We start from the raw sequence: 25,373 nt of genomic DNA, 5'->3' as shown, positions 1-25,373 counted from the left end.
TGGATATGAGCTTATTTGATCATGTGCTGACACAAGATGGATTAATTGCGAAAGAATCACTTTTATATCCCTTCGAAGAAAGAGGCTTGCAATTCGGTGACGGCGTATATGAGGTCATCCGAATTTATCAAGGAAAGTACGACCTGCTGGAAGAACATATCGACCGGCTATTCCGTTCCGCTGAAGCTATCCGGCTCGAGGTACCATTTATGAAAGATGAATTGATTACTTCGCTCCAAAAGCTGACGGACCGAAACGACGTACAAACGGATGCCAAACTATATCTACAAGTCACCCGCGGTTCAGCTCCTCGTGAACATAGCTTCCCCGATGTTCCGAGTAACTTCTATGCTTATATCGAACAAAGTGACAGACCTGTCTCCCTGCTTCAGCATGGCGTACGTGCAATTCTGGCAGATGATATCAGATGGGATTTATGTTACATCAAAAGTCTTAACCTGCTGCCAAACATATTGGCAAAGCAAACAGCTAAAGAAAAAGGGGCCTTCGAAGCCATCCTTCATAAACAAGGCATTGTTACCGAAGGCTCGTCATCAAATGTATTCATGATCAAGGGACAAATTCTCTACACGCATCCAGCAGCTGATAATATCCTGCATGGCTGTGTCCGGAAAAAGGTATTGGCACTCGCATCCAGAGCCGGGCTGCAAGTGGCGGAAACAGCTTTCACAATCGATCAACTGCTTCACGCCGATGAAATATTCATCACCAGTACAACCAGCGAAATCATGCCGATCATTGAAGTAGAGGGGAAAACTATCAGCAACGGTGTGCCAGGCGATAAAACCCGTGTCTTGCAGCGCGCCTATGAGAATGAAAGCGGCATACATGCGACAGCATTTGCATGAACAAAAGACCAAGAGGCAGAGGTCAATCCTTCGCCTTTTGGTCTTTTTCCCCTCGAAAGCTTGTATTCTTTCAAAAATTGACGCTCCTTCTCCGTTTGAAGCAAAAAAAAGACAGCCTCAGCTGCCTTATGTCAGTATTTCCTTGATCTTGTCTCGTTTCCAGAAACCGATCAAAGCACAAATCAATATAATCAATAGAATAATAGCGAGATACATATAATTAAAGGATACGATACTTGACCCAACCAATGCATAAGTCATCGTTCCCGGGAGCACGCCCACTATACTGGCGGCCATATATTGCTTGAATTTAACATTTGTCAGACCGGCAACATAACTGACCAGATCATAATTGAAAACCGGCAGTACACGCATGACCAATACATAGAAGAATCCTTCATCATGCAATTTCTGCTTGATTTTCTCCACTCGTTCACCTAAATCCTTATCCCCGAATCGTTCGGAAAAGAAGTGCGCAAGAAAATATGCGACGATTGCAGCACCAGCGGAACCAATCAAAATGAAGATTGTTCCCTTGATAAAGCCAAAGGCCAAACCGCCGGCAATCGATAATACAGAGGACGGGAAAAAGATGACGGGTTTAATTGTATATATTCCCATATAAATTAACGGGGAAATGATCCCGAAAGAAACTATCCATCCTTGAATTTCCTCAGGTGAGAGGTTGATATGTTCCCGGACAAACCAAAACAGAAAAAGTACAAGCAGCCCGATAGCCATGCTCTTGACAACTTTTTTTCCTTTCATGATGAGCCTGCCTTTCCCTCGGTATAGTCCAGTCTGTTTCATTGTAGCATAAAAGTCCGTTACCGCTAGTATATGAAGCTCTGCACGGAGAGGTTCGAAGATAAAGGTAAAAACTGCATATAGGAATACTTATTCCCTATCTACTTCTTGGCTGATTAATGGTAAAATGAATTTTATGTGCATATGAGAGCAGATAAAAAGCGCTGAAGAGGGTTCAGAAATGTTGGATTACGAAGAAGCCCAGGAATGTTTTCCTGATCTTCGGGTCTTTTTGCTTCTGACTTTCAGAGCTGGAAATTAGACAAGGAGCGTAATAGAGTGGACAATGCATGGTTTGAAGTCAGAAAAAGCGGCCCGCTGACTGGGGAAGTCACAATACCTGGTGCCAAGAACAGTGCACTTGCACTGGTAGCAGCAGGCTGTTTGACAGATGAGATAATTACATTACATGATATTCCCGCTATACGGGATATTTTATTGATAAAAGACATTGCCGAGGATATCGGTTTGAATATGAAGGAAATAGAAAAAAACACATATGAGCTGACCGGAAGGCATATTACATCCGGAAAACTCGATTTGGCAAAAACGTCAGATTTCCGAGCTTCATATTATTTTGTCGGAGCTTTGCTGCATAAGGTCAAAACCGTCCAAATCGGTTATCCAGGCGGAGATGATTTTGGTTCGCGCCCAATCGATCAGCATGTGAAGGCACTTTCCGCACTTGGTGCGGCATTCGAGTTCAAGCAGCAATATTATGAAGTCACTTGTGAGAAACTCACAGGCGCAGAGATCACGTTCGATGTCATCACATCCGGCGCTACGATCAATGCTATGCTGGCTGCGGTCAAAGCTGAAGGGCGGACAACTCTGCATAATGCTGCCAAAGATCCGGAAGTCGTGGACTTAGCTAATCTCCTGAATTTGATGGGAGCAAAAATCAAAGGCGCCGGCACGGAGAAAATTACCATTGACGGTGTAGAATCCCTCCATGGCGGAATCGAGCATACGGTAATCCCGGACCGTTTGATTGCTGGAGCATTTTTGATGGCTGCAGGTGTGACAAACGGACGTATCACGGTTAAAAACGTCATTCCTGAGCACTTGGCAAGCTGCACAAACAAGTTGATTGAGCTTGGTATGACAATCACAGAAGACGATGACTCGATGACAGCTTCCGGCACTGCACTGCAAGGTACACGCATCCAGACTGGCATGTATCCTGAACTCGCCACCGATCTTCAGCAGCCGCTGACCACATTGCTGACTTTGGCTGCTGGTCCTAGTACGATTCTAGATAAAGTGTATCCAAACCGTAATGGGCACGTTGGGGAACTGAAAAAACTTGGCGCAGACATTCACGTAGTCGAGCATCAGATTGTCATCAATGGCGGAGCCAAACTGAAAGGCGCAACGGTAAAGGCACATGACGTGCGCGCGGGTACTTCCTTGATACTCGCAGGTCTCGCTGCCGATGGGATGACCAAGATCACAGATGTCAAACACATACAACGCGGGTACGAAGATATCGTCGGGCTGTTCACACAGCTTGGTGCCGATATCACCCTGCATCAGCCCGAACATCAGGTACAGCATTGACCTGGACCGCTCTCCCATTCAGGGTGAGCGGTTTTTTATGATTGGTGAAACGTGCTTTTGGGTATTATGACAGTGTTAGGAGGAGAATTCGATGCGGATCACCATCTTGGCAGATACCCATATGCCTCGTATGGCAAAGTCATGGCCGGCAGCATTGCTTCCTTATCTGGAACAGACTGACCACATCATCCATGCAGGAGATTTCCAGGACACCCGTGTTTTGGATTCACTTGCCTCTTTCGCCCCCGTTACAGCTGTTTCTGGAAACATAGACAGCCCTGAATTGATTGATAAATTGCCTAAAAAGCAGCTGCTGAATTTTCATGGTCTCAAAATCGGTCTGACTCATGGACATGGAAAAGGAAAAACGACTGAACAGCGGGCGAGAGCGGAATTTGACAAGGAAGCAATCGATCTGCTGATTTATGGACATTCCCATATCCCTGTTCATAAGAAAGAATCGGATCTTGTCGTGTTCAATCCAGGATCTCCAACGGATAAACGGCGACAGGCGCAATTCTCGTTCGGAGAGCTCATTGTGGAAAAAGATGGTATATGGTCCCTTGGGCATATTTTCTATAGAGATAAGAAAGGATGAAAAAAATGGATTTCACAGAAAAAGTCGTGGTTGTAACCGGCGCCGGAAATGGAATCGGAAAGGCTGTTGCCCTTGCGTATTCCCATGCAGGTGCAAAAGTGGCTGCAATTGACTTGGAACAAGCTGCTGTCGAACAGACTGTTCAGGAAATGGCGGGTGAGGGACTTGCCCTCCAAGCAGATATACGGCTTCATAAAGAAGTGAGACAACTCATGAAGCAAGCCTTCGACCATTTCGGTCAAATTGATATCCTGATCAATAATGCTGGTATCAGTGCATTTAAAAATATGTTTGAGCTATCGGTCGAGGAATGGGACTCTATCATTAATACCAATTTGCGCGGTACCTTCCTGGCAAGCAGGGAAGCAGCAACATATATGAAAGATAGCGGAAAAGGCGGCTCGATCGTTAATATCGCCTCGACTCGTGCAACGATGTCAGAGCCGGACACCGAGGCTTATGCTGCAACCAAAGGCGGCATCACAGCCCTCACGCATGCACTGGCAATGTCCTTGCAGAATGACTACATCACTGTGAACAGCATCAGCCCCGGCTGGATCGAAACAAAGGAATATGACAGCCTCCGTCCTGTCGATCATGATCAGCATCCATCCAAGCGGGTCGGGACACCATCTGATATTGCAAGAGCGTGTCTATTCCTTACATCAGCGGAGAATAATTTCATCAACGGCGAAAATCTTGTAGTAGATGGCGGCATGACCAGGAAAATGATGTATGAACATTAAAAAGACAATGCCCGCGGGCATTGTCTTCTTTTTTAGCCTCTTCCTGCTTGGAAGCTCGGATATTTGGTCATACCGCCATCGGCAAATAATGTAATACCTGTTACATAGCTGGATTCGTCAGATGCGAGCCAAGCAGCAACTGCCGCAATTTCCTCGGGCTTACCGATATACCCCATCGGAATCATACTTTCCACGTCGGCTTTCTGCTTTGGATCCGCGAACTTCTCTGCATTGATCGGCGTATTGATGGCACCCGGTCCGATATTGTTCACTCGGATTTGCCTTGGGGCATACTCAAGCGCCAATGTTTCCGTCAAAAGCTTCACGCCGCCCTTACTCGCTGCATAATGCGCGAACAATGGCCAAGGGATAACTTCATGGACACTTGACATGTTGATGATATTCCCTTTGACGTTGTTTTCGACAAAATACTTCAATGCCTCTCGCGATCCCAAGAAAGCACCTGTCAGATTCGTTCCGATGACACGATCCCAGTCTTTCAATGGCAGTTCATGGGATGGGACTGGATTTTCGACACCGGCATTGTTAATCATGATATCAAGTTTACCGAATGAATCGATAGCTGTCTGGACAAGTTTCTTAACATCCTCTTCTTCCATTACATTACCTTGAATGGCTACCGCATCACTGCCGCTGTCCTTGATTTCTCGGACAACCTCATCCGCCTTTTCGCCATTATTGTAATAATTTACGACAACCTTCGCACCTTCCTGGCCGAAACGCTGCGCCATAGATCTCCCCAGACCAGTGGAGGCACCTGTGATGACCACTACTTTTCCTTGCAAACTTGGATACATAAGAAACACTCCTCATTCATGATTTTGTATAACCTAAGAGGAACCCAGCAACAACGATCAGGACAATCCCGATACTGATACTGATTAGCTGTCCCCTTGTTTTCTTCTCACCTAAGATGAAGATACCGCCCAGTGTGGAAATGATGATGCCCATCTGGGATAAGGAAAAACTTGTTGCGACCCCGACACGAGGCTGCGAAATGAACAGGAACATATTCCCTGTAGCCCATATCAGACCAGGGATTATATTCTTCACTGTGTACAAATCATACGGCTTGTATTTCACCGTCAATATGATTCCGCCTGCCACCATGCCGACAGCTTGCGGGAATAAAGCAGTCCAGCCATCCACTCCAAACAGCCTGGCGATGACAACATATACAAGATAGCCGACAGTCGAGATGGCAATGAATACCAGCCCTTTACGGAAAGCCCCCCGACTCCCCTCGTCCTCTTGCTCTCCCTTGGCGCGCCTTGAAGTAAGTATTGCCCCAACGATGATCAACAATAACGCCAGGATTCCGAGAATAACAGAACGGGTTGTATTCCATTCTCCAAATACAATCACGCCAAACAATGATGTGGAAACAAGCTGGGCGCCTGTCGAAATCGGCATTGTCCTGGAAACACCGATCGCATGGATGCTTTTCAGCTGGAAGGTTTGGCCAAGCGACCAGAACAACCCAGATATGAATCCAATTAAAAAGATGAATCCCGTCAATTCCGGGCGAACGAAGAAATACAAAACGATGGAAAGCAGCAGTGCTCCAATCGTCGTACCGAGAATCTGATGATAAGGGCTTCCGCCAAGCTTGACATTGAATAATACGATACTGCCCCAAAACAAGGCAGGCAGGACGGCAAGAAGGATGTCCATCACGTCACTCCATTTCAATTATGCTTAACCGTAGTATGACGGACTGAATGGCATCTTATGCATAAAAAAATCCAAAGCGTTTACGCTTTGGATCAAACATGCTGGAGTACCGCAGGACGGTCCAGCTCGTATAATCTTCGATAATGCAAGGATTCCTGCAGCAATTGTGCATGCGTTCCGCGCATTTTGATTTTTCCTTCTTCCAGGAAAATAATCTCATCCATCTGTTCCATTCCGACTAGATGGTGTGTCACCCACAGTAAGGATTTGCCGGTCAAACTATTAAAAATCGTATCCAGCAATTCACGTTCCGTGATTGGATCAAGCCCTACAGTCGGCTCATCCAGCATGACAATCGGCGTATCCTGGAGCAGCACCCGCGCCAGCGCAATACGCTGACGTTCGCCGCCAGAAAATCGCTGCCCGGTTTCCTGCATGGATGTCTGATACCCTTCAGGCTGACTGGCTACTAAATCATGCAGTTTGACTTGTTTCATAACAGCTTTCACTTGTGCTTCCGTTGCTGTTTCATTTGCCAAAAGCAGGTTATTGGCGACACTTGTATAGAAAAGATATGGATTTTGATTCAATACAGAGACAAGCTTTGTCATATAAGGGCGAATGGAAGATGCTTCATATCCATTGATTCGTACAGATCCGGAATCCGGCACAAGCATCCCTTGCAGAAGCTTGAGCAGGGTAGATTTACCCGCACCACTCTTTCCGATAATGGCAATCTTCTTACCTTGCGTCAGTTCGAGTGATAAGTTCTTGATGACACTATCCTGTTCCTCATACCCAAAACCCACTCTATCCATCGTCAACTGAGCATTCTCAAACGAGCCTTGATAGGATACAGCCTCTACAGCTGTTTCCTGATCTGATTCCAGCTCGGTGACCCGATTGAGTGATTCCTCATACCGAGGATATTTTTCCACTGCATTTGAAACGGGTAAAATCGCTTCTGATAATGGAATGATGACAAGCACAAAAGCAGCAATGAAGACATCCGCTATTCTATCATCCGTAAACAGACTTGCTCCAAAAGCAAGCATTGTGACAAGCATGGCTGCAACAACAATCTGTCCGATGAATTCCCGATAATAGGACCAGTTCTTCGACCGTTTATCAGCTTTGTCCTGTGTTTCCTGACGCTGGAAGAAGCGACTGAAGAAATGCTGTTTTTGTCCGCTCAGCAGCCAGTCATGGATACCAAGGAAACCATCTGTCACATATTGATAAAGCTGATCTTTATCCTTCTTGTAAGCCTGATTGGCTGCACGCATGTGCAGAAGCGAGAAGATCGGCATAACGACAACCAGCACAAAGAAGTAAATCGCCATGAGCAAGGCAAATCCAACACTGAAGTAACCAAGTGCACAAATACTGATCACATATAAAAGAACAGCAGATGCAGTAGGCAGAATTGTACGCAAGTACAAATCCTGCAGACTTTCAATATCCTCTGCCAATATACCGAGCACCTCTCCGGTTTTCATCGACTTGCTCGTTGCTGCTTTCGGCTCAACTAGATGATAAAGCCTGGTCCGCATCTTTGCCAGCACACGGAGAATGAAATCATGACTCACCAGTCGTTCGGAATAGCGGAATACCGAGCGCCCAAGCCCGAATGCCCGGACAAGGACAATCGGAACGTACACGAGCAGGATATTCTCAGGACGAAGTGAAGATTTAGAAATCAAAAAGCCAGATGTGAACATCAATGCCGCAGCTGATCCTACCGTCAGCATACTAAGCAGCAGAATGGTCAGCATGCGATATTTATATTGTTTAACATATGGCATGATCCAGTCACGATGCTTCATGATTATCCCCCATTTGTGCTTCCAGCAAACGGACATATAAGCCATCGTTTGCCATTAATTGTTCATGCGTGCCACACTCTGCAATTCTGCCGTTATCCATGACAACAATAAGATCCATTTCCTGCATCCAATGAAGTCGATGAGATGCGAAGAACAACAATTTATTTGCAGCAAGCTCCTCGATTACTTCTTTCAATTCATATTCTGTTTCAATATCAAGCTGCGCTGTCGGTTCATCCAGCAGCACAATCGAACGGTCACTCAAGAATGCCCGCGCCAACACAACACGCTGCGCCTGACCGCCGCTTAAGCTGCGGGCTCCTTCTCCAATCAAGGTGTCGGATCCTTCAGGCAGGTTATCGACAACTTCTCTGAGACCTGCATAATCAATCGCTTCTTCTACTCGATCATCTGATGCTTCCGGCGCATAAAATCTTACATTGTCCTTGATGCTGCCTTGGAATATGAATGGATGCTGCGGAATGTATGCAGTCTGTTTCTGCCACGCTTCAGCTGTGAAATCCACAGGCTTCCCGTCCAATTCCATTTGACCTGAAACAGGATCAATAAAACCACTGAGCAGGTCAATGAAAGTCGATTTCCCTGCACCGCTTGCTCCGATCAATCCTATTTTCTGGTTCCCTTTGATTTTCAGCTCTATATCTGAAAGCGCAGGGTGATTATTGTCGTACGTAACCATCACATCGTTTAAGACAAGTTCACTATTTTCTGTCCAGGTACCCGCTTCATTGCCCTTGTGCTTTTCATCAGCCAGCTTGATGACAGCAAGCATTTGGTCCCCAGCATCCTTCCCATCGAGCGTCGCATGATAATCATTCCCCACCTCACGGATCGGGAGGAAATATTCCGGTGCCAACAGCAGGATCATCAAAGCAGGTTCAAGCAGAAGTGTGCCATCAATCAACCGCAGACCGAGTGTTACAGCTACAAAAGCAATCGCAAGCTGCGTGAAGAGGTCCAGCGCAAACGAGGAAAGGAACGCAATCCGCAATGTACCTAAGGTAGATTTGCGATATTGCCCGCTCACTTTTTCAATTGTCTCACCATGCTCCTTGCTCCGACCGAGGAATTTCAACGTTTCCAATCCTCTTAGCGAATCAACAAAGTGATTGGAAAGCATACGGTATGCTTTCCACTGACTGTCCATTTTCTTCTGTGCAGCCAATCCCAGCAGAATCATGAAAGCAATCAATATTGGAATGGTAACCAACAAGATAACTGCAGAGATATCATCGTGCATCCAAATATAAATCAGTACCAGCCATGGCGTGATCATATTGGAAACAAGCTTCGGCAAAAACAGCTCCAGATAGTCCCGCAGCTTACCTGCTCCCTCCAGTAAAAAGGTAACCAGATTGCCGGTTCCTTGCTGTCTGGTGTATCGTGGACCCAGCTTGAATACACTTTCCAAAAATGCTTTTCGCATATCCTCGACAGTTGCTTCTGCGAAGCGGAAACATATTTTTTTAATGATGAGCTGCAAAAGCTGTCTAGCAAGAAAGGCTGCTATAAAGCAGCCTATAAGTGGTATTTGTGAAGTAAAACTTTCGCCATGGAATAGGTGCGTGATGGCCTCCGCCAGCCATTTCGCCTGAAAGATAATGGCCACAGCTTGCATAAGCGTCAATGCGGAGAGCCCTAGCAGCACCGTTTTTATTCCTTTGTACGCCATTAAATTTCTGCCCATTAGTATTCCATATGCTCCTTATGATCTACACGTTTACGGAAAACGTAGTAGCTCCAGATTTGATAGCCTAATACGAATGGCAGCAATGCCAAACTGATATAGGTCATGACTTTCAAAGAATAATCTCCTGATGATGCTGTCTGCACGGTCAAGCTATACGCTTCACTGATGGAACTGATCATTACCCGCGGGAATAGTCCGATAAACACGGAAGCAATCAGCAAGATCATGATCAAGCCAGACATCAAGAATGCCCAGCCATCACGTTTACGTGTGATGAAATAGCCGGATGCGATATAAACAAGAATACCGACCATGAATAGATACTCTAAAATATTGCCATGTACACTGAACATATCTGTATTAAAGAATGTCATTCCAAGGAATGCGACCAATAAAACCGCGTTGATTGGCAGCAAGTTTTTAGCAGCACGGCGACAGCGTTCCCGTAATGTGTCCATCAAACGTAGTGTTCCGAAGATAAGACCGTGCCATACGCAAAGCATTGTCAATGTCACTCCGCCAAGTACTGTATAGACGTTGATGACATCGGACACACCAGCGTGCATGTGCATATTCTCATCAATTGGTACACCTTGGATCAACGCAGTGAACATTATACCGAAAGTCAGCGGCGGAATGATACTGCCAAAGAGAATCACCCAATCCCAAGTCTTGCGCCACGTCGGGTGCTCTGCTTTGCCGCGGAACTCGAACGCGACCCCGCGCCCGATCAAACCGAACAAAATGAAAGCAAAGCAAAGATAAAAACCACTAAGCATGGACGCATACCAGTTAGGGAATGCTGCGAACATCGCACCAATAGCTGTAATTAGCCATACTTCATTCGCATCCCAGTATGGACCGATCGAATTGATGAAAGCGCGTCGCTCCAAATCATCTTTAGCTACGAACTTACTTGCAATCCCGACGCCGAAGTCGAAGCCTTCCAGAAAGAAGAAGCCAACGAACAAGACAGCGACGAGAATGAACCAGAATTCATTAAGAGAAAGCATGTTGACCCTCCTTCGTAAACGGATCCGCTATCGGATCTGTTTTTTCGATATCGTGCTCCGGCCCTTTCTTGATTTCACGAACGAACAAAGTAATCATGACCGCGAACAAGATCAAATACAAAGCAGAGAAAGTGATAAGGGAGAACAGGACTTCACCTGCTGTGACCCCAGCACTGACCGCATCCTCCGTTTTCATATAACCGAACACAACCCATGGCTGGCGACCGATTTCCGTCATGATCCAACCGGCAGAGTTGCCGATGAACGGGAAGCTGATTGCAATGATCATCAAGCGCAAATACCATTTGCTATTGACGAGTTTCTTGCGGGCATAAAGATACGCACCCCAGATGGATAAAGCAAGAACTGCTCCGCCTAATACCGTCATGACACGGAAACTCCAGAACGTGGTTTTGACTGGCGGAATATAATTACCCGGACCATAGAGTTCGGTGTAACGTTCCTGGAGCGTATTCATCCCTTCCACTGATCCGCTGAACTCACCATAAGATAGGAAACTCAATAGATACGGGATTTTAAGTTCACCTGTATTTTCCTTCGCTTCCGTATCAATATTGGCTAATACTGTCCAAGGTGCAGGGTCGGCACTGTCTTCCCAGAGACCTTCACTGGCAGCCATCTTCATCGGCTGTGTTTCTACCAAGTAAAGTGCTTGCTCATGTCCGGATAATGCAATACCGATACCACTGATCAACGCGACGACTATGGCTACTTTAAAGGAACCTTTATAAAATTCAACATGTTTTTTGCGTAAAAAGGCAATGGCACTGATACCGATGATGAACAATGCACCGGTCGCAAATGAACCGAAGACCGTATGCGGGAATTCGACCCACAGCTGTCCATTCGTCAGGATTGCCAAGAAATCATTCATTTCAAGTCTGCCGTTTTGCAGCACTTCTCCCACTGGATGCTGCATGAATGAGTTCGCAGACAGAATGAAGAATGCGGAGAAAATCGTACCTAGGGAAACAAGCCAAATACATAGTGCATGCAGCCATTTCGGCAGACGATCCCAGCCAAAAATCCACAAACCTAGGAAAGTCGATTCCATGAAAAACGCTAATAATGCTTCTATTGCAAGCGGTGCACCGAAGACATCCCCTACGAAACGGGAATATTCCGACCAGTTCATTCCGAATTGGAATTCTTGCAGGATACCGGTTACGACACCGACTGCAAAGTTGATCAGGAACAAATGCCCCCAGAATTTCGCCATTTTTTTGTACTTATCATCTTTTTTGACAACATACAGAGTCTCCATGATTGCAATGATGAATACCAATCCTATACTCAACGGAACGAATAGGAAGTGGAACAATGTCGTTGATGCAAACTGGATACGCGAAAGCTCTACAACATCCATTTTGCCGCCTTCTTTCTTTATCATAATTTTACCGGAAACTATGTGAAATTAGTCACATGGTCCTGTTACATTTAGTATACTCCCGCTTTCCTATTTGCGATTGTGAAACATTGAACAATTTGTGGCATAATCGTAACAGCTTTGTTAACAAATAAAAAAATCCCTTCAGAAAGGGATTTTCAAGTAGCTGATATGAATTTATTTTGACATTACTTCTTGCGTGCAGCGGCTAATAAACGATTAATCGTCTTATTTGCAGCTTCCGGTAAATCGAACGTGAGTGCCTGCTTTAAGTATCGAGGATCTGCGAAACCATTACGGTGAAAATAATCTTCCATTAAATCTCTCTTACTTTCCTTACCTGGTAACAGCCAATACATAACATACCAAGCTTCCATGCTTCCAAGCGGCAATAGTCCATCCTTTGTTTGTTCCGTGACAGCAGTGTATGGCATCCGAACAACACTTTTTTCATATAAAACAGCAAAGTCAGTCATCAAATCCACCTGTAAACCATCCGACATCTCGAAGGTTGTACAAGCCCTCGTTAAAAAGCGACCCTGAGCAGGCTTGTCTTCGTATTTGACTGCTCTTTCTTGAAGCACTTCCTTCGCTGTAGCAAACAGCTCTCGTTCTACTATTATATCGACATCATTCGGAGATACAGGGAGTCCTTTCAGGTGTAGGAGCAGTGAACCGCCGATGGAATAGGGAACATCCCGGGCCTCCAGCAATTCTAGAACCGGTTTAAAATGCAATGGATCGCCTTCCTTCCATTGGATTACAGATCTTTGATATACCACACATCACATGCATAATGTTCCGTTTGGCTTAATGGTTTGTCCATCCGCTGGAATCCCTTTTTTAAATAAAAACGGTTTGCAGCAGCCATATTGCTTAATGTTTCCAGATAGCAGCGGCTATAGTGCTGGCTGGCAAAGGACAGGGCTGTCTGCAATAAATCATCAGCTATTCCTGTTCCTCGAGTTTCTTTTGCTGCATACATTTTTTGCAGCTCACAAACATCCGGATGCCCGGGAACAGGTCCGATTCCGCAGCCGGCAATGATTTCTCCTTCTTGTTCCACAACCCAGTATCTCGAACCGGGCTTTTGATACAAGGAATGGAAACGGCCAAGATCAGGATCACTCCAAGCTGTACCGGGCTTATCGGCACCAAATTCTTTCAAGCAAGTCCGAATCAACTTCTCGACTGGCAGATTGTCTTTTTCTGCTATTTCTCTGATGTTCATTCTTTTACCTCTCAAGCTTCTCTTTCAAAAATCAATTCTATGCTGGCTGCCATACCGTCATATCCCGGAATTGGGTTCATGCTATGTAAACGCCAGCCGTTTCGTGCATATTCTTGGACAACTTTCCGGTAATCTGACTTCATTTTCCCAGAGAGCGCCTTCATCTCAATCGTTTCAAATGCATAATTCATCATATTTGTTTCCCCCTTTCCTTTCTTACGGATAAGAGCTTCAAAAGGTTTCCTACAGCTTCTTCATCAAATAGTATTGGGTACAGCCAACAGGATGATCTTCCACTTTCCCGAACACTGCGTAACCGTACTTTTGATAGAAAGCGGGTGCCTGGAAGCTGAAGCTATCCAATTTGATAAGTCTGGCACCTTTTTGTTTGGCAAAATTCTCCGCTTCGGCCAACAGCTTTGCGCCAATACCTTCTTTCCGCATAGACTTCTCCACCCAAAGAAAATCGATATAGAGATGCTGCCAATAATACATACAGGTGATACCTCCGATGATATCCCCTGTATCATCACGCACTGTAAATGTAGCAGTTTCTTTATTTGATTTTGCTTCTTCCGGAAGCTGCCCAACATTATATTCAATCAGTCTTTGCCGGATATATTCCCTAGCCTCTTCACTGCTCTCCTGTTTGATTCTCAATCTTGCTTCCTCCTTTGACGAAGCATCGCTCGGTTACACATCCTGGTTTTAAAAGAGCGATTTCTCCACTTAACCCCTCCTTATTTTACCATTACCTGGATACCAAATGTCGCTGAATAACGAAGGAATACTTCTAAATAAATAAACCGAACTTCCGAGCAAAATCTAATTTGATTTGCCCTGAAGTTCGGTTTTTCAATAAGCTAAATTATTCTTGTCCCGTCCTCTTTACAAACGTTTCTCGCTTCTCCAAATTAAGTCCTGCATATAAAAAAGATCTCATTAGAATTCGGATCTTTGTTATCATTTTGGTAACTTTTCCTTTGTTAATTATCGTGAAATATTAAAATTCTTTAATTAGTGGTGTTGTGCCTGCACTATTAAATACTTTTAAATATAGCTTTATTTTAGTACATAACTTTAACCTTATAAGTATTTAGACTATCTAATTCTTCTACAGATAAGGGTTGATCAAGAATGATATAGTCTATGTCTGAACAACTTAAACTTTGGTTTAAGTATTTCTGATTTAACTTATCATGCGTGACCATTAACACTAATTCTTTTGATCGTTTTCGAAATGAATGCTTTATAAGTGCCTCTCCTTCTGTTGTTTCGCTAGTTCCTAAAGAAAAATCAAACCCTCTGCATGAAACAAATGCAAGATCAACATGATAGGTTAATGCATCATTAAACGCCCTAGAGCCATTAACTGTGAATCGTTTGGGGGCAATTGAGCCACCAAGGATATTAACATCCGCCGAAGTATATTCAGTTAATAAACTTGCGGTAATAACACCATTTGTTATAACCTTTAAACCTTTGAATTTATGTAAATGATTAACCAAATGAAGGACTGTCGTGCTGGAATCCATAAACAGACTCATATCGTCTTGTATTAATTCCACAGCAAGCTTGGCTATCTTTTCCTTTTCTTTTTCTTCGTTAAATTTATCGACTTTCATAAGATATGGTATGTCAATCTTATGACGATCGATAATTACGGCACCGCCGCGTGTTCTACGAATTAATCCTTTGTTTTGTAACTCTATTAAGTCTCTTTTGATTGTAGCTTCACTATAATTAAGTAAGTCCATTAAATCACTTGTCTTTATAAAGTTTTCCGATTTTAAGTAATTGATTATTTTATCTTGTCTCTCTTTTTGAATAGAAGTTGGCATTTAAATTCCTCCATTGTAGAAGAGGCATGGGTGAATTATACCCATACCTCCTGGACCAATTTAATACAAATCAGCCTTGCCCAATGTATTTAATACATGTAACTTCTGCCGTACTACACTTTTAACCTTCTCATTTGGCTGCATATACACTTGGTTCGGTTCATAAATATCAGAATCTTCAGTTAATACTTTGCGTATTTCTTTAAAAAATACACTCTTTAAATCGGAGGATAAGTTTACCTTAGATACACCATAATCAATAGATGCTCTTACTTCTGAGTCAGGATTACCAGAGCCGCCGTGTAAAACGAAAGGAATGTCAATTCGTTCATACAGTTCTTTTAGTAGCGGGAGATTCAGTTTAGGTATCACATCTTTGGGATATAATCCGTGTGACGTTCCTATTGCAACTGCTAAAGTGTCAACGTTAGTTCTCTCCACAAAATCTACGGCTTGATCCGGATCTGTATAAATAAAAGATTCAGCTCCCCCTTCATACGAACCATTATTTCCAATCGTGCCCAGTTCCGCTTCAACAGACACACCGACCGCGTGAGCTAAATCTACTACTTTCTTTGTAATCTTTATGTTTTCCTCATAGTTAGAAGTAGATGCATCAATCATAACGGATGTATATCCATTTTTTATAGCCCTCATTACATCATAAACACTGCCTCCATGGTCGAGATGAATAACGACAGGAATTTTACTATACAACGCATATTCTTTCACAGCTGCAATAAAGAAATCTCCTAAATATTCGATTTCATTAGGGTGTATTTCAATTATTACAGGTGAGCGCTGTTCTTCGACTTCGTCCATAATAGCTTTTAACATATCAAAACTACAAATATTAAAAGCAGGTACAGCAAACTTATTCTCCTTAGCCACTTTTAATAGATCCTTCATTGTATATAACATTATTTATGCGATACCTTCTTTCTCTGATTGAGTTTTATTTGTTTTTTCTCCTTTTGCTGTCACTGGTTTCTTTAGCAGTCCAACCGTAATTGCTGTGACGAATGATCCTGCTACTAAAGAAAAAATATACATTGGTAAATTATTTATAACATTAGGTATAAACATGACCCATATTCCTCCATGCGGAGCCAAAGATGTCACTCCTGCTGACATCGATATAGCAGCAGCAACAGCTGAGCCCGCCATCAAACTAGGAATTACTCTCAGTGGATCAGCTACTGCGAACGGTATGGCACCCTCTGTAATATAAGAGGCTCCTAATACCCAACAAGATTTACCAGACGTTCTCTCCTCTTTGTTAAATTTATGTTTAAATAAAACAGTCGCTAATGCCAGACCTAATGGCGGTGTCATTCCCGCTATCATACATGCGGCTACTGGCGCATTAACTCCTGCTGACATTAATCCGACAGAAAATGTCGAGATGGATTTGTTAATAGGTCCCCCCATATCAGCTGCCATCATCAAACCAATCAACAACCCAAACATAAGTCCAGATGTTGTTCCGAGCCCATTCAAAAATGCTGTCAACGTACTTAAAAGCCACGAAATTGGAGTATCGATTAAAAATACCATTGACATACCAACTATTGTTATTGCTACTAAAGGAACCGCTATGAGCTGGTATATCGCTTGAACGGATTTTTTCATATTTATTCTATTTGCCAGGATATCAGTAACGTATCCTGCTAAAATACCACCTATCATACCGCCTAAAAACCCAGATCCTCCAGCTATAGCCAAAGTACCCGCAGTTAATCCAGGAGCAAATCCTGCTCTTCCAGCAATAGAAGATGCTATTCCAGCAGCTAAAGCCGGAATCATTAATGCAAAGGCAGTATCTCCACCTATTTTTGATAAAGCTCCAGCTATTATATTATAACTATCACTATCAGGATCCGATGCCTCAATTCCAAAGGCAAAGCTCAGTGCAATTAAGATACCTCCTGCGATGACAAAAGGTAGCATGTAATTTACGCCGCTCATGAAATGATTATATAGGCTCTTCTTCTTTACTTCCTTATTTTCGTTTTTACTACTCTCATTATGAATGAAGGTACCTATGCCATTTATTGCCTCATCTATCACTTTATCGGATTCTTTTATAGCTCTTGAGGTAGAGACTTTCTTGATCTTTTTACCAGCGAATTTATCCATGTCAACATCCTTGTCAATCGCTAAAATGATAACATCTGCTTCTTCTATCTCTTGTGAGGATAAAACATTTTCAGTCTTGGCTCCCTGGGTTTCAAATTTTGCTTCATGCCCTTTCTTTTCTGCAGTGATCTGAAGTTTTTCAGCAGCCATATAGGTATGAGCAATTCCTGTAGGACAAGAAGTCACCCCAACAATTTTCATTTTATTACCCTCCCATATTCGTTAATATAAGTCGTAATTCTTCTCCATTTTTTGCTTTTTTAAGTTCAGACCTTATCTGCTCACTCATTAATTTCCTGGCTAGTAAGCTAAGTGTATCTAAGTGCAAATCATTCGCTTTTTCTGGAACTGCAATCATGAATACACATTCCACCAATGATCCATCTAGTGCATGATAGTCATTTAACCCACTAGTATGAGCGAAAGCAATCACTGGTTGTTTGACCACTTTACTTTTTGCATGGGGAATGCCAATCCCATCTTCAATACCAGTTGATGATTCCTTCTCCCTTCTTTCCAGATCCTTAACAAATCTCCTCTTATTTGTTAGATATCCATTTCTTTCAAGGGTTTCAGCCAAACAAGTAAATAATTCCTTTTTAGTTTGAATGTCACAGTTAAAAACAAAATTACGCTTATCTAACATAGACGTGAAGTCCATCTCATTCCTCCTCACCGGTTTGAAAGCGCTTTCTTTATTGGATTTGATATTACCACTGTGAACTATTTAATTCAATACAATGAACGATAGTTGACATTATGGCTTTTTTGAATTGATTAAGTTCACCAATTTGCGTGAAATCGGTCAATTATTTAAGCGATAGATTGTCCTTTTAAACATAAAAAACCGTTCTTCAATACGAAAAACGGCATTTGATTTTATATATATCCAATGCAATATCTTTAATGTATACAAGATTCTTTACTTTGTTCATGTAAGTCATCTAGACTAAAAAAGCGCACTGCTCAAGCAGTGCGCTAATACTTAATTGGCTTTCTTATATGTTTTTGTCTCGGTTTCTGTTTCTGGCACATTTGCAAATCGGTTTCCGTCCCGTTTGACCATTTTCATCCAAGATGCAAAACATCCAATAACACAAACTACCGCGAACACAATCAAGAGATAAATCATTTGTGCACCTCACCATAGTCATTTGACTATGATTATGTCATGGATTTGCACAGCGGGAAAGCATTTGTGACTCTATTCACAAATCTTTCAAATTTACCGGACACATTCTTGTCACATCAGCCGCTGATTTTAACCAAGTACCTGCCTCGGGCATTTCCTTCCAATAACTTCGGTAATGCTTCCGGTAATTGATCAAGCGTCAATTCTTCGAGTACGAAACGCTCTAAATCACCTGGTTTGAAAGCAGTAGCCAGCTGCATCCAAATTTTTTCACGAGTTTGTTTCGGACAATAAACCGAATCGATTCCAAGTAAGTTGATGCCGCGCAGGATGAATGGATAGACAGTCGTTGGCACGTTGCCTCCAGCTGTCAAACCGCTTACAGCAGCAGACCCGTTATACTTAAGCTGGCTGAGGACTGATGCTAGTGGCTCTCCGCCTACTGGATCGACTGCAGCTGCCCATCTCTGACTGGCAAGCTGCTTGAGGTTTCCGTCGTAGACTTCATCCCGGGAAATGATTCGGTCTGCTCCTAGTTCTTTCAGATAATCCTCTTCTGTCTGTTTGCCGGTACTCGCTTCGACCTCGAAACCAAGCTTGGAAAGAATCGCTACTGCAAAACTCCCGACTCCACCTGTTGCGCCGGTAACGAGCACCGGACCGTTCTCTTTATCCAGACCATTTTCCAACAAGCGCTGGACTGAAAGTGCAGCCGTAAAACCTGCAGTACCCATGATCATTGCTTCCCTTGTGGTCATCCCTGCCGGCAGCGGTACGATATAATCCGCAGGCACCTTGGCGTACTCGCTATAACCTCCGTGACGGGAAACTCCGATTTCATAACTCGTTGCAATGACATGATCACCTTGTTTGAAGCGCTCATCTTCAGAAGACACAACTTCTCCAGCCAAATCGATCCCCGGAACGATCGGGTAAGACTTGACTACATTTCCATTTGGTATCGTCGCCAGACTATCCTTATAGTTGACACCAGAATAATGTACCTTGATCAGTACTTCCCCAGCCGGCAATTGATCGACTGTCAGTTTTTTCACTTGTACAGAGAAATCTTCTCCCTGCTTTTCTGCAATTAATGCTTTGAATGATCCTTTCATCTGCAAAACCCCTCCTACTATATATCTCATACTAATCTTTTTCATATTCAGATACAATTTATGCGCATTTGATCCAGAATCTTATACCCTTTCCATATCTCAATCAAAACGATAAATATTCTTTTGAATTCTTGTCAAGTAATATGGCAAGGCATAGTGCAGTATGATATAATCTCGTGGTCTATCAGTAAAGAAACAAATACTTGAAGGGGGTTATCAGATGAAACAGATTAAGAAGCACTTCCTCAGAGACCTGGTATTCCTCATAGCCGGTTCCTTTCTGTTCGCTCTGGCAGTAAACATTTTTGCCATCCCGAGTGAGCTGGGCGAAGGCGGTGTTACAGGTATCACTATCATCTTATTCTATGCACTGGGCTGGGCGCCGAGTGTCATGAACCTGATCCTGAATGGGCTTTTGCTCATCATAGGATATCGTTTTCTCGATAAACAAACCGTTTTCTATACAATCATTGTAATCCTATTGAACTCTTTCTTTCTTCATTTAACCGAGAACTGGGAGATTGCTTCAGACCAAGTACTTGTGAACGCAGTCTTCGGCGGCGTATTTGCCGGTGTCGGGATCGGACTTGTACTTAAAGTCGGCGGAACGACAGCAGGTACTGCGATCCTTGCCCGGCTGGCGAATAAGTATCTGGACTGGAATACAAGCTTTGCCTTACTTTTCTTCGATTTGATCGTCGTGGCAGCCTCATGGTTCATCATCGGCACAGAGAAACTGCTGATTACGGTAATCATGCTGTACATTGCCACTAAAGTGATGGAATTCGTCATTGAAGGATTGAATCCGAAGAAAGCAGTCTTCATCATTTCCAATCAAAAAGATATGATTGCCCAAACGATATCCACGCAGCTTGACAGAGGTGTCACACTGCTGGAAGGACGCGGGTATTATACGCAGAACCAGAAAGAGATATTGTATGTTGTCATCAATAAACAGGAATTGCTTCCATTGAAGAAAATTGTCCGCTCTATCGATACAAAAGCATTCATCACGTTGTACGACGTACGAGATGTATTTGGTGAAGGATTCATGGATATTACAAAATGAATAGAGCGTACTCAAGATCTGGGTACGCTTTTTTCTTAGGGCTTTTTGAAGCATCGTGCGTTTGCATAGGACTGGCATTGTATGCCCAGAAAATCTATAATGAAGTATGGATTATAAAATGTACCAAGAAGGAGTACGGAATCATTGGATAAGATAGAGATCGGCGGCCTTCAGTTTGGTTGGGAACTGGAAAAAGGCAGATTCACATATGAAAATGAAGATGCGGTACTTTTTTGGATTTCCAGTGCCATGAGAGAATTTTTTGATACGATCGAGGAAATCTCGGGAGAAGAAGTCTCCAATCTTGTTTTTGAAACGACTGGATACAGGCAAGGGGTCGTTGTAGGGAATTACTTTCAAAACAAACCGGATGTCGGTCTTCAGAAAGCTGCAGAACTGATTACGAATACATATGCATCAGCGGGATGGGGCAGAACGAAAATCACAAATCTGGATCCTGAAAAACGTACGCTGACAGCAGAGCTGATCGACAGCTGGGAGCACAAAATAAATGTGGCACAAGGTAAGACCGCAGGCGGCCTCTTCCTTCCTGCTCATTATGCCGGTATCTTCAGCGGCATGTTCGGAACGAATATTTGGTACAAGGTAGAACGTTATCAATTGGAAGGTCATGAAAGTACTATCATCCACTATTTCCCTTCAGAGATTACTGTTGCAGAAAATATCCACCAGCTGGCCCGAAAAAAAGAATCACAGCAGATTATGGAGTTGGAAGCAATTGTCGAAGATAAAACCAGAGAATTGAAGAATCTTGTACGCGATTTGTCATCTCCGATCATTCCAGTACTTGACCATGTCGTTGTCGTCCCGCTGATAGGGAAATATGACGAAGAGCGATCTGAGGAGCTGCTCTTTAAAACACTGGAAAACTTGCCGGCATATAAAGCAAGGTACTTGCTGCTTGATTTAACAGGACTGGATAAAGATATCGGCCAGTACACAGCAAACCTGATCAGCAAGGTTGGTTCCGCTGCATCCATGATCGGAACAAAGACATTGCTTGTGGGGATTTCTCCGGATCTTGGTTTGAAAATATCCAACTCTGGAATCTCGCTGGCCTCCTTTGATTGTTTTCAGACGTTACAGCACGGTATCCATTATGCGCTTGGGCAAATGGGTAAACAAATCATTTAAAATAGCGAACCTCCCCTTTACTTGGGGAGGTTCTTTACTTCAAGTATCATTCGAACAAAAGGATACAGCGAACCATTTGTCTCCTGCTTGAAACTTTCGGTGCAACGGAATCCGATCCGCTCGTATACAGTGATAGCCCGCTTATTGAATACTGCTACCGATAGATAAATTCTTTTCGCCTCGTATACACTTATGATGTAATCGACTAAAAAAGCAACAAATTCCTGCCCATAACCTTTTCCTGTTAGATCCGGACGCATGCCAAACCCAATTTCTGCTTCCCCATGATTTGATGCTATCTCGCAGAATCCGACAAGCTCCTCCGCTTTTTTAACAGCAAAAACCTTTCCAACTCTTGCTTTTGGATTGAGAAACTCCACCATATCCTCTTTGTCTTGGTCCATATTATAAAAGGCATAGATGCCCTTGTATTTCCAATGGTTTACAATCAATTCAGCTTGTGATTGAGTCATCGATACAATTTTATACATTGTCATACCCTGTGCTTCCGAGCTGCTTGCCATTCTGCCATGACAGCTCGCTCACGTCTTCGATTGTAAGTACTGCATATCAGATAGATTCCAATCATCGCGCCCATTACAAGCAACAGAATAAAAGCAATGATGGCAACGGTATAAAAGGATAACGCCGTCATAAGTTTGTTACTCCTTCTTCATTTAATTACTTCCATTATAGATAGAAACCTCTCGATTAACCAAGAATAACTTTAATCTGAAATCACAAAAACCCGGCTGATTGCCGGGTTTCGATCATTTATTCACTTTTTCTTCTGCTTGTTTGATTTCTTCTTCAGTCGGAGTGATTGTATTTGCCACCCATTCTTCGCGGTATGCATGATCCAATGCACTCAAGCCTTTTTCCTCGTCGTCTGTTTTGGCATCCGGGCTCGGCAGCTTGTCTTCCCGCTCTTTATCCTGCAGATTCGAACCTGTCACCTTTTGATCAGCGTTCTTCTTGCGTTTCAAATAAGAAAAGGTACCTGCTGCTGCGGCTAGTGCAACTGTTCCTCCTGCGATCCATCCGATATTTTTCTTCATTGTTACTTCCCTCCACTCATTTGTGTTCGGTTGTGCTCTCGTTATATATTCCTTGTTTGCGCTTGCTTCAAACTATCAAGCTTCCTGCTTCAGTTCAAACTCGACAAGATTCTCCCCAAGGACACTGAGTGTGATATGGTTGTCACTCATGTTGATATAGCCATATTTAGAGCTCGATGTATCTGTGATACTCTGCCTGAGATTACCTGGCACTTTTCGCTCGCCATTCTTATAGCATGTATAGATATGATCGATCGTCACATCAGGTATATGCAGGACATTTTTCAAATAGTAGACTGCCACTGTATTGAACTTGATATTGGAATTCACTTCATATCGCTCCAGGAAATCACGGAATGGTTCCACCCCGCTCTTGCCCAGGAGATCCAAGTCTTTCACCATGCTATAGGAGTCTTTGTTCCGGCGAATCGGACGCTTTTTGATGGATTGAACTCGATTGGGGTCGACGACCGATATATGCTGTACTGTTTCTGGTTCCGGTTCTTCCACAGCTGCTGCTTCCAATACATGCTCCCCGAGATAGCTCTTCACCATGATATCGAAAACCTTGCCTTGCAGATTCTCCGGAAATTTTTGTATTACTGTCGATATACGTTCCATTTCCGCTACTAATTCCTCGTAAGAAGTCGTCATGATTCCCCTCCCATAGCCTTTTTCTATTTGTTTCTCTATTATTCGCACTATTTCCTGCATGAATTTCAATTTTTTCTATATTGAAAGATTCTTATAGTCACCATTCCACTATCCTTATCTTTTCACACCTTCTTTACATAAGGCTTTTCTATGTAAGAAGAAGAGCAGTCATTGCTCCTCTCCTCCCGATTCTTCGGCTGCTTTTTGTTTATCCCATAGCCGGAAAAATGGGTAGTAAATCAGAAACGATAAGGTGAGAATGATAACTTGTAATATTGCCCCCGATATACTGCCTGTAATCAGATATCCCTGTAAAATAGGCGGCATTGTCCAAGGAGGTACGATTCCGATTGGTTTTGCCACAAGACCCCAATCCATGGCTAAATACGTAATGAGTACCGAGATAAGCGGTGTCACGATGAAGGGGACAATCAATAGCGGGTTCATGACGATAGGCATCCCGAACAATACCGGTTCATTGATATTGAATATACCTGGCCCGATACTCAACCTGCCAAGCTGTTTCATCTGCTGGCTTTTCGCGAACAATAACATTGCCAGTACCAGCCCGAGCGTCGTTCCAGAACCCCCGATGAAGACGATATCATTGATTTCATTCGTAACGATATGCTGCACCGGTTCGTCCAGCTCAAAGGATTTAGCATTCTCAGCTGTCAATGTCAGCCAAATCGGCCCTGTCACCGCTCCGACAATTGTCGCTCCATGCAAACCAGTACTCCATAGCAAAGTAATCAACAGGAAAATGATCATTGTACCAACAAGACTCGTTCCGATTGATGTGAGCGGTTTTTGCAGCAGCACAGTAATGACATTATGGATGCTGCCGAAAGAACCGACATTCTCTACCAACAGACGGATCACCCAGATTGCGATGATGGCAAAAAATCCTGGTATCAATGCAGTAAAGGAGCGTGCAACAGCTGGCGGTACGCCATCGGGCAGCTTGATGACCAAATTTCGCTGTACAATCAATCGATATATCTCCGTACACATTAGTGCAATCAGCATCCCGACGAACAATCCCTTGCTTGTGAACATTGCCGTTTGATAGGCAGTCTCGGTGATGTCGACGCCTTCTGGTGTCTTGCCGATAATATAAGTCACATATGGTGTACCTACAAAGAATGCGGATAAAGATACAGCTCCAGCCGCAAGCGGATCCACTTTGTATGATTCAGCCAAACGGTAGCCGATCCCAAAGACTGCAATCAACGTCATCAATTCAAATGTGCCGCGATACGGATAAAGCAAGCTTTCCTTTAGCTGGGGCCGATCAGCCAGGAAATCCATATATGACTGAATTGGGAAATTAGCAAGGATCAAAAAGAATGAGCCGATGATGATAAGCGGCATCGATAAAATAAGGCCATCACGAAGTGCATTCAAATGGCGCTGCTGTGCCACCTTTGCAGCAGCAGGCATTACTTTTTCCTCCAGTAATCGATTCACTTTACTCATGACTGTACCCCCTCAACGGATTTACAGTAGTTTATGTAAGCGTTTACAATCCGGTGATATTTCCGCCCAATTATCTGCTACATAACTCCCTGTTTGCTGGGTTAAAACATGCTGTTTCACATTAACTAGGGTTTCTACGAATTTTTTAGAAAGGAAAAAAGCCGGGAAGCAATTAGACTAACCTAGTCAAATGGGACATAAAAAAACACCCTTCAAGTGGTACACTTAAACTAAGTGTCAATTTGGAGGGTATTTTTTATGCAGAAA

The 25,373-nt window shown here is 43.4% G+C and carries 27 protein-coding genes; 6 read left to right on the top strand and 21 right to left on the bottom strand.

The genetic code is table 11. The annotated features are described in order from the left end of the window. Positions 1–5: 5 nt before the first annotated feature. Positions 6–869, top strand: coding sequence for a D-amino-acid transaminase (gene dat, locus BLQ53_RS17925; RefSeq protein ID WP_093728682.1), 864 nt, complete (start codon positions 6–8; stop codon positions 867–869). Positions 870–995: 126 nt separating this feature from the next. Here dat and BLQ53_RS17920 read toward each other — a convergent pair whose 3' ends face one another. After that, positions 996–1,637 carry a TVP38/TMEM64 family protein gene (locus tag BLQ53_RS17920; RefSeq protein WP_170829768.1) on the bottom strand — a complete coding sequence of 214 codons (642 nt, stop codon included), beginning with the start codon at positions 1,635–1,637 and terminating at the stop codon, positions 996–998. Positions 1,638–1,955: 318 nt separating this feature from the next. Between BLQ53_RS17920 and murA the strand changes: the two genes are divergently transcribed. The 3 genes from murA to BLQ53_RS17905 all read left to right on the top strand — a co-directional run bounded on the left by murA (position 1,956) and on the right by BLQ53_RS17905 (position 4,580). After that, the gene (gene murA, locus BLQ53_RS17915; RefSeq protein ID WP_093728680.1) at positions 1,956–3,236 is read left to right on the top strand and encodes a UDP-N-acetylglucosamine 1-carboxyvinyltransferase; all 1,281 of its coding nucleotides are present in this window, start codon (positions 1,956–1,958) and stop codon (positions 3,234–3,236) included. Positions 3,237–3,327: 91 nt separating this feature from the next. Beyond that, the gene (locus tag BLQ53_RS17910) at positions 3,328–3,834 is read left to right on the top strand and encodes a metallophosphoesterase family protein (RefSeq protein ID WP_093728679.1); all 507 of its coding nucleotides are present in this window, start codon (positions 3,328–3,330) and stop codon (positions 3,832–3,834) included. A gap of 5 nt (positions 3,835–3,839) precedes the next feature. After that, positions 3,840–4,580, top strand: coding sequence for a glucose 1-dehydrogenase (locus BLQ53_RS17905; protein WP_093728700.1), 741 nt, complete (start codon positions 3,840–3,842; stop codon positions 4,578–4,580). 32 nt (positions 4,581–4,612) lie between these two features. Here BLQ53_RS17905 and gdh read toward each other — a convergent pair whose 3' ends face one another. The 15 genes from gdh to BLQ53_RS17830 form a co-directional block, all read right to left on the bottom strand. After that, complete coding sequence (gene gdh / locus BLQ53_RS17900; RefSeq protein ID WP_093728678.1) at positions 4,613–5,398, bottom strand: glucose 1-dehydrogenase; 786 nt, start codon at positions 5,396–5,398, stop codon at positions 4,613–4,615. 16 nt (positions 5,399–5,414) lie between these two features. Next, complete coding sequence (locus tag BLQ53_RS17895; RefSeq protein WP_093728677.1) at positions 5,415–6,275, bottom strand: GRP family sugar transporter; 861 nt, start codon at positions 6,273–6,275, stop codon at positions 5,415–5,417. A gap of 92 nt (positions 6,276–6,367) precedes the next feature. Beyond that, entirely contained in the window at positions 6,368–8,101 is a 1,734-nt protein-coding gene (gene cydC, locus BLQ53_RS17890) for a thiol reductant ABC exporter subunit CydC (protein ID WP_244499395.1), read from the bottom strand. Continuing rightward, positions 8,088–9,809 carry a thiol reductant ABC exporter subunit CydD gene (cydD, locus tag BLQ53_RS17885; RefSeq protein ID WP_093728676.1) on the bottom strand — a complete coding sequence of 574 codons (1,722 nt, stop codon included), beginning with the start codon at positions 9,807–9,809 and terminating at the stop codon, positions 8,088–8,090. Before cydD ends, cydC begins: the two co-directional genes overlap by 14 nt. After that, positions 9,809–10,825: a cytochrome d ubiquinol oxidase subunit II gene (gene cydB, locus BLQ53_RS17880; protein WP_093728675.1), complete on the bottom strand. Its 1,017-nt coding sequence runs from the start codon at positions 10,823–10,825 to the stop codon at positions 9,809–9,811. Before cydB ends, cydD begins: the two co-directional genes overlap by 1 nt. Next, entirely contained in the window at positions 10,812–12,212 is a 1,401-nt protein-coding gene (locus BLQ53_RS17875) for a cytochrome ubiquinol oxidase subunit I (RefSeq protein WP_093728674.1), read from the bottom strand. Before BLQ53_RS17875 ends, cydB begins: the two co-directional genes overlap by 14 nt. 209 nt (positions 12,213–12,421) lie before the next feature. Next, on the bottom strand, positions 12,422–12,970 hold the full coding sequence (locus tag BLQ53_RS17870; RefSeq protein WP_093728673.1) for a nucleotidyltransferase family protein: 549 nt from the start codon (positions 12,968–12,970) through the stop codon (positions 12,422–12,424). 23 nt (positions 12,971–12,993) lie between these two features. Beyond that, positions 12,994–13,464 (bottom strand): GNAT family N-acetyltransferase, encoded by a 471-nt coding sequence (locus BLQ53_RS17865; protein ID WP_093728672.1) that lies wholly within the window; start codon positions 13,462–13,464, stop codon positions 12,994–12,996. 11 nt (positions 13,465–13,475) lie between these two features. After that, a complete protein-coding gene (locus BLQ53_RS17860) occupies positions 13,476–13,658 on the bottom strand; it encodes a DUF4177 domain-containing protein (RefSeq protein ID WP_093728671.1) in 183 nt (60 codons plus the stop codon). Between the two features lie 49 nt (positions 13,659–13,707). Then, positions 13,708–14,124 carry a GNAT family N-acetyltransferase gene (locus tag BLQ53_RS17855; RefSeq protein ID WP_093728670.1) on the bottom strand — a complete coding sequence of 139 codons (417 nt, stop codon included), beginning with the start codon at positions 14,122–14,124 and terminating at the stop codon, positions 13,708–13,710. 407 nt (positions 14,125–14,531) lie between these two features. Next, positions 14,532–15,305: a DeoR/GlpR family DNA-binding transcription regulator gene (locus BLQ53_RS17850; protein WP_093728669.1), complete on the bottom strand. Its 774-nt coding sequence runs from the start codon at positions 15,303–15,305 to the stop codon at positions 14,532–14,534. 60 nt (positions 15,306–15,365) lie between these two features. Continuing rightward, positions 15,366–16,226: a ketose-bisphosphate aldolase gene (locus BLQ53_RS17845; protein ID WP_093728668.1), complete on the bottom strand. Its 861-nt coding sequence runs from the start codon at positions 16,224–16,226 to the stop codon at positions 15,366–15,368. Positions 16,227–16,229: 3 nt separating this feature from the next. After that, positions 16,230–17,645, bottom strand: coding sequence for a PTS fructose transporter subunit IIC (locus BLQ53_RS17840; protein WP_093728667.1), 1,416 nt, complete (start codon positions 17,643–17,645; stop codon positions 16,230–16,232). Positions 17,646–17,649: 4 nt separating this feature from the next. Next, a complete protein-coding gene (locus BLQ53_RS17835) occupies positions 17,650–18,105 on the bottom strand; it encodes a PTS sugar transporter subunit IIA (RefSeq protein WP_093728666.1) in 456 nt (151 codons plus the stop codon). Between the two features lie 587 nt (positions 18,106–18,692). Beyond that, positions 18,693–19,691: an acrylyl-CoA reductase family protein gene (locus BLQ53_RS17830; RefSeq protein ID WP_093728665.1), complete on the bottom strand. Its 999-nt coding sequence runs from the start codon at positions 19,689–19,691 to the stop codon at positions 18,693–18,695. A 220-nt stretch (positions 19,692–19,911) separates the two neighbouring features. Between BLQ53_RS17830 and BLQ53_RS17825 the strand changes: the two genes are divergently transcribed. Both BLQ53_RS17825 and BLQ53_RS17820 read left to right on the top strand, forming a co-directional pair. Beyond that, positions 19,912–20,760: a YitT family protein gene (locus BLQ53_RS17825; protein ID WP_093728664.1), complete on the top strand. Its 849-nt coding sequence runs from the start codon at positions 19,912–19,914 to the stop codon at positions 20,758–20,760. Between the two features lie 144 nt (positions 20,761–20,904). Beyond that, positions 20,905–21,915, top strand: a complete 1,011-nt coding sequence (locus BLQ53_RS17820) for an STAS domain-containing protein (protein WP_093728663.1) — start codon at positions 20,905–20,907, stop codon at positions 21,913–21,915. Between the two features lie 17 nt (positions 21,916–21,932). On the opposite strand, the gene BLQ53_RS17815 is transcribed toward BLQ53_RS17820, so the two are convergent. The 5 genes from BLQ53_RS17815 to celB all read right to left on the bottom strand — a co-directional run bounded on the left by BLQ53_RS17815 (position 21,933) and on the right by celB (position 25,106). Beyond that, positions 21,933–22,412 carry a GNAT family N-acetyltransferase gene (locus tag BLQ53_RS17815; protein WP_170829767.1) on the bottom strand — a complete coding sequence of 160 codons (480 nt, stop codon included), beginning with the start codon at positions 22,410–22,412 and terminating at the stop codon, positions 21,933–21,935. Next, a complete protein-coding gene (locus tag BLQ53_RS19030) occupies positions 22,409–22,570 on the bottom strand; it encodes a hypothetical protein (RefSeq protein WP_170829766.1) in 162 nt (53 codons plus the stop codon). The genes BLQ53_RS17815 and BLQ53_RS19030 overlap by 4 nt, the downstream gene beginning before the upstream one ends. A 115-nt stretch (positions 22,571–22,685) precedes the next feature. After that, on the bottom strand, positions 22,686–22,973 hold the full coding sequence (locus BLQ53_RS17810) for a hypothetical protein (protein ID WP_093728661.1): 288 nt from the start codon (positions 22,971–22,973) through the stop codon (positions 22,686–22,688). Between the two features lie 75 nt (positions 22,974–23,048). Beyond that, entirely contained in the window at positions 23,049–23,627 is a 579-nt protein-coding gene (locus BLQ53_RS17805) for a hypothetical protein (RefSeq protein ID WP_093728660.1), read from the bottom strand. A 168-nt stretch (positions 23,628–23,795) separates the two neighbouring features. Then, positions 23,796–25,106, bottom strand: a complete 1,311-nt coding sequence (celB, locus tag BLQ53_RS17800) for a PTS cellobiose transporter subunit IIC (RefSeq protein ID WP_093728659.1) — start codon at positions 25,104–25,106, stop codon at positions 23,796–23,798. Positions 25,107–25,373 lie beyond the last annotated feature (267 nt).

The organism is Terribacillus halophilus, assembly GCF_900101385.1.
Taxonomy (GTDB): domain Bacteria; phylum Bacillota; class Bacilli; order Bacillales; family Amphibacillaceae; genus Terribacillus; species Terribacillus halophilus.
The sequence above is the reverse complement of the archived record's forward strand: the minus strand, read 5'-3'. Positions and strand labels throughout refer to the sequence as shown.

What these genes read in the sequence shown, in the direction of transcription:
- BLQ53_RS17830 (WP_093728665.1), bottom strand. Translation starts at nt 19,691, where the DNA reads ATGAAAGGATCATTCAAAGCATTAATTGCAGAAAAGCAGGGAGAAGAT.
- BLQ53_RS17895 (WP_093728677.1), bottom strand. Translation starts at nt 6,275, where the DNA reads ATGGACATCCTTCTTGCCGTCCTGCCTGCCTTGTTTTGGGGCAGTATC.
- cydC (WP_244499395.1), bottom strand. Translation starts at nt 8,101, where the DNA reads ATGAAGCATCGTGACTGGATCATGCCATATGTTAAACAATATAAATAT.
- cydD (WP_093728676.1), bottom strand. Translation starts at nt 9,809, where the DNA reads ATGGGCAGAAATTTAATGGCGTACAAAGGAATAAAAACGGTGCTGCTA.
- cydB (WP_093728675.1), bottom strand. Translation starts at nt 10,825, where the DNA reads ATGCTTTCTCTTAATGAATTCTGGTTCATTCTCGTCGCTGTCTTGTTC.
- BLQ53_RS17835 (WP_093728666.1), bottom strand. Translation starts at nt 18,105, where the DNA reads ATGGACTTCACGTCTATGTTAGATAAGCGTAATTTTGTTTTTAACTGT.
- gdh (WP_093728678.1), bottom strand. Translation starts at nt 5,398, where the DNA reads ATGTATCCAAGTTTGCAAGGAAAAGTAGTGGTCATCACAGGTGCCTCC.
- BLQ53_RS17840 (WP_093728667.1), bottom strand. Translation starts at nt 17,645, where the DNA reads ATGAAAATTGTTGGGGTGACTTCTTGTCCTACAGGAATTGCTCATACC.
- celB (WP_093728659.1), bottom strand. Translation starts at nt 25,106, where the DNA reads ATGAGTAAAGTGAATCGATTACTGGAGGAAAAAGTAATGCCTGCTGCT.
- BLQ53_RS17810 (WP_093728661.1), bottom strand. Translation starts at nt 22,973, where the DNA reads ATGAAGAAAAATATCGGATGGATCGCAGGAGGAACAGTTGCACTAGCC.
- BLQ53_RS17815 (WP_170829767.1), bottom strand. Translation starts at nt 22,412, where the DNA reads ATGACAATGTATAAAATTGTATCGATGACTCAATCACAAGCTGAATTG.
- BLQ53_RS17920 (WP_170829768.1), bottom strand. Translation starts at nt 1,637, where the DNA reads ATGAAAGGAAAAAAAGTTGTCAAGAGCATGGCTATCGGGCTGCTTGTA.
- BLQ53_RS17850 (WP_093728669.1), bottom strand. Translation starts at nt 15,305, where the DNA reads ATGCCAACTTCTATTCAAAAAGAGAGACAAGATAAAATAATCAATTAC.
- BLQ53_RS17860 (WP_093728671.1), bottom strand. Translation starts at nt 13,658, where the DNA reads ATGATGAATTATGCATTTGAAACGATTGAGATGAAGGCGCTCTCTGGG.
- dat (WP_093728682.1), top strand. Translation starts at nt 6, where the DNA reads ATGAGCTTATTTGATCATGTGCTGACACAAGATGGATTAATTGCGAAA.
- BLQ53_RS17845 (WP_093728668.1), bottom strand. Translation starts at nt 16,226, where the DNA reads ATGTTATATACAATGAAGGATCTATTAAAAGTGGCTAAGGAGAATAAG.
- BLQ53_RS19030 (WP_170829766.1), bottom strand. Translation starts at nt 22,570, where the DNA reads ATGACGGCGTTATCCTTTTATACCGTTGCCATCATTGCTTTTATTCTG.
- BLQ53_RS17865 (WP_093728672.1), bottom strand. Translation starts at nt 13,464, where the DNA reads ATGAACATCAGAGAAATAGCAGAAAAAGACAATCTGCCAGTCGAGAAG.
- BLQ53_RS17825 (WP_093728664.1), top strand. Translation starts at nt 19,912, where the DNA reads ATGAAACAGATTAAGAAGCACTTCCTCAGAGACCTGGTATTCCTCATA.
- BLQ53_RS17875 (WP_093728674.1), bottom strand. Translation starts at nt 12,212, where the DNA reads ATGGATGTTGTAGAGCTTTCGCGTATCCAGTTTGCATCAACGACATTG.
- BLQ53_RS17805 (WP_093728660.1), bottom strand. Translation starts at nt 23,627, where the DNA reads ATGACGACTTCTTACGAGGAATTAGTAGCGGAAATGGAACGTATATCG.
- BLQ53_RS17910 (WP_093728679.1), top strand. Translation starts at nt 3,328, where the DNA reads ATGCGGATCACCATCTTGGCAGATACCCATATGCCTCGTATGGCAAAG.
- BLQ53_RS17905 (WP_093728700.1), top strand. Translation starts at nt 3,840, where the DNA reads ATGGATTTCACAGAAAAAGTCGTGGTTGTAACCGGCGCCGGAAATGGA.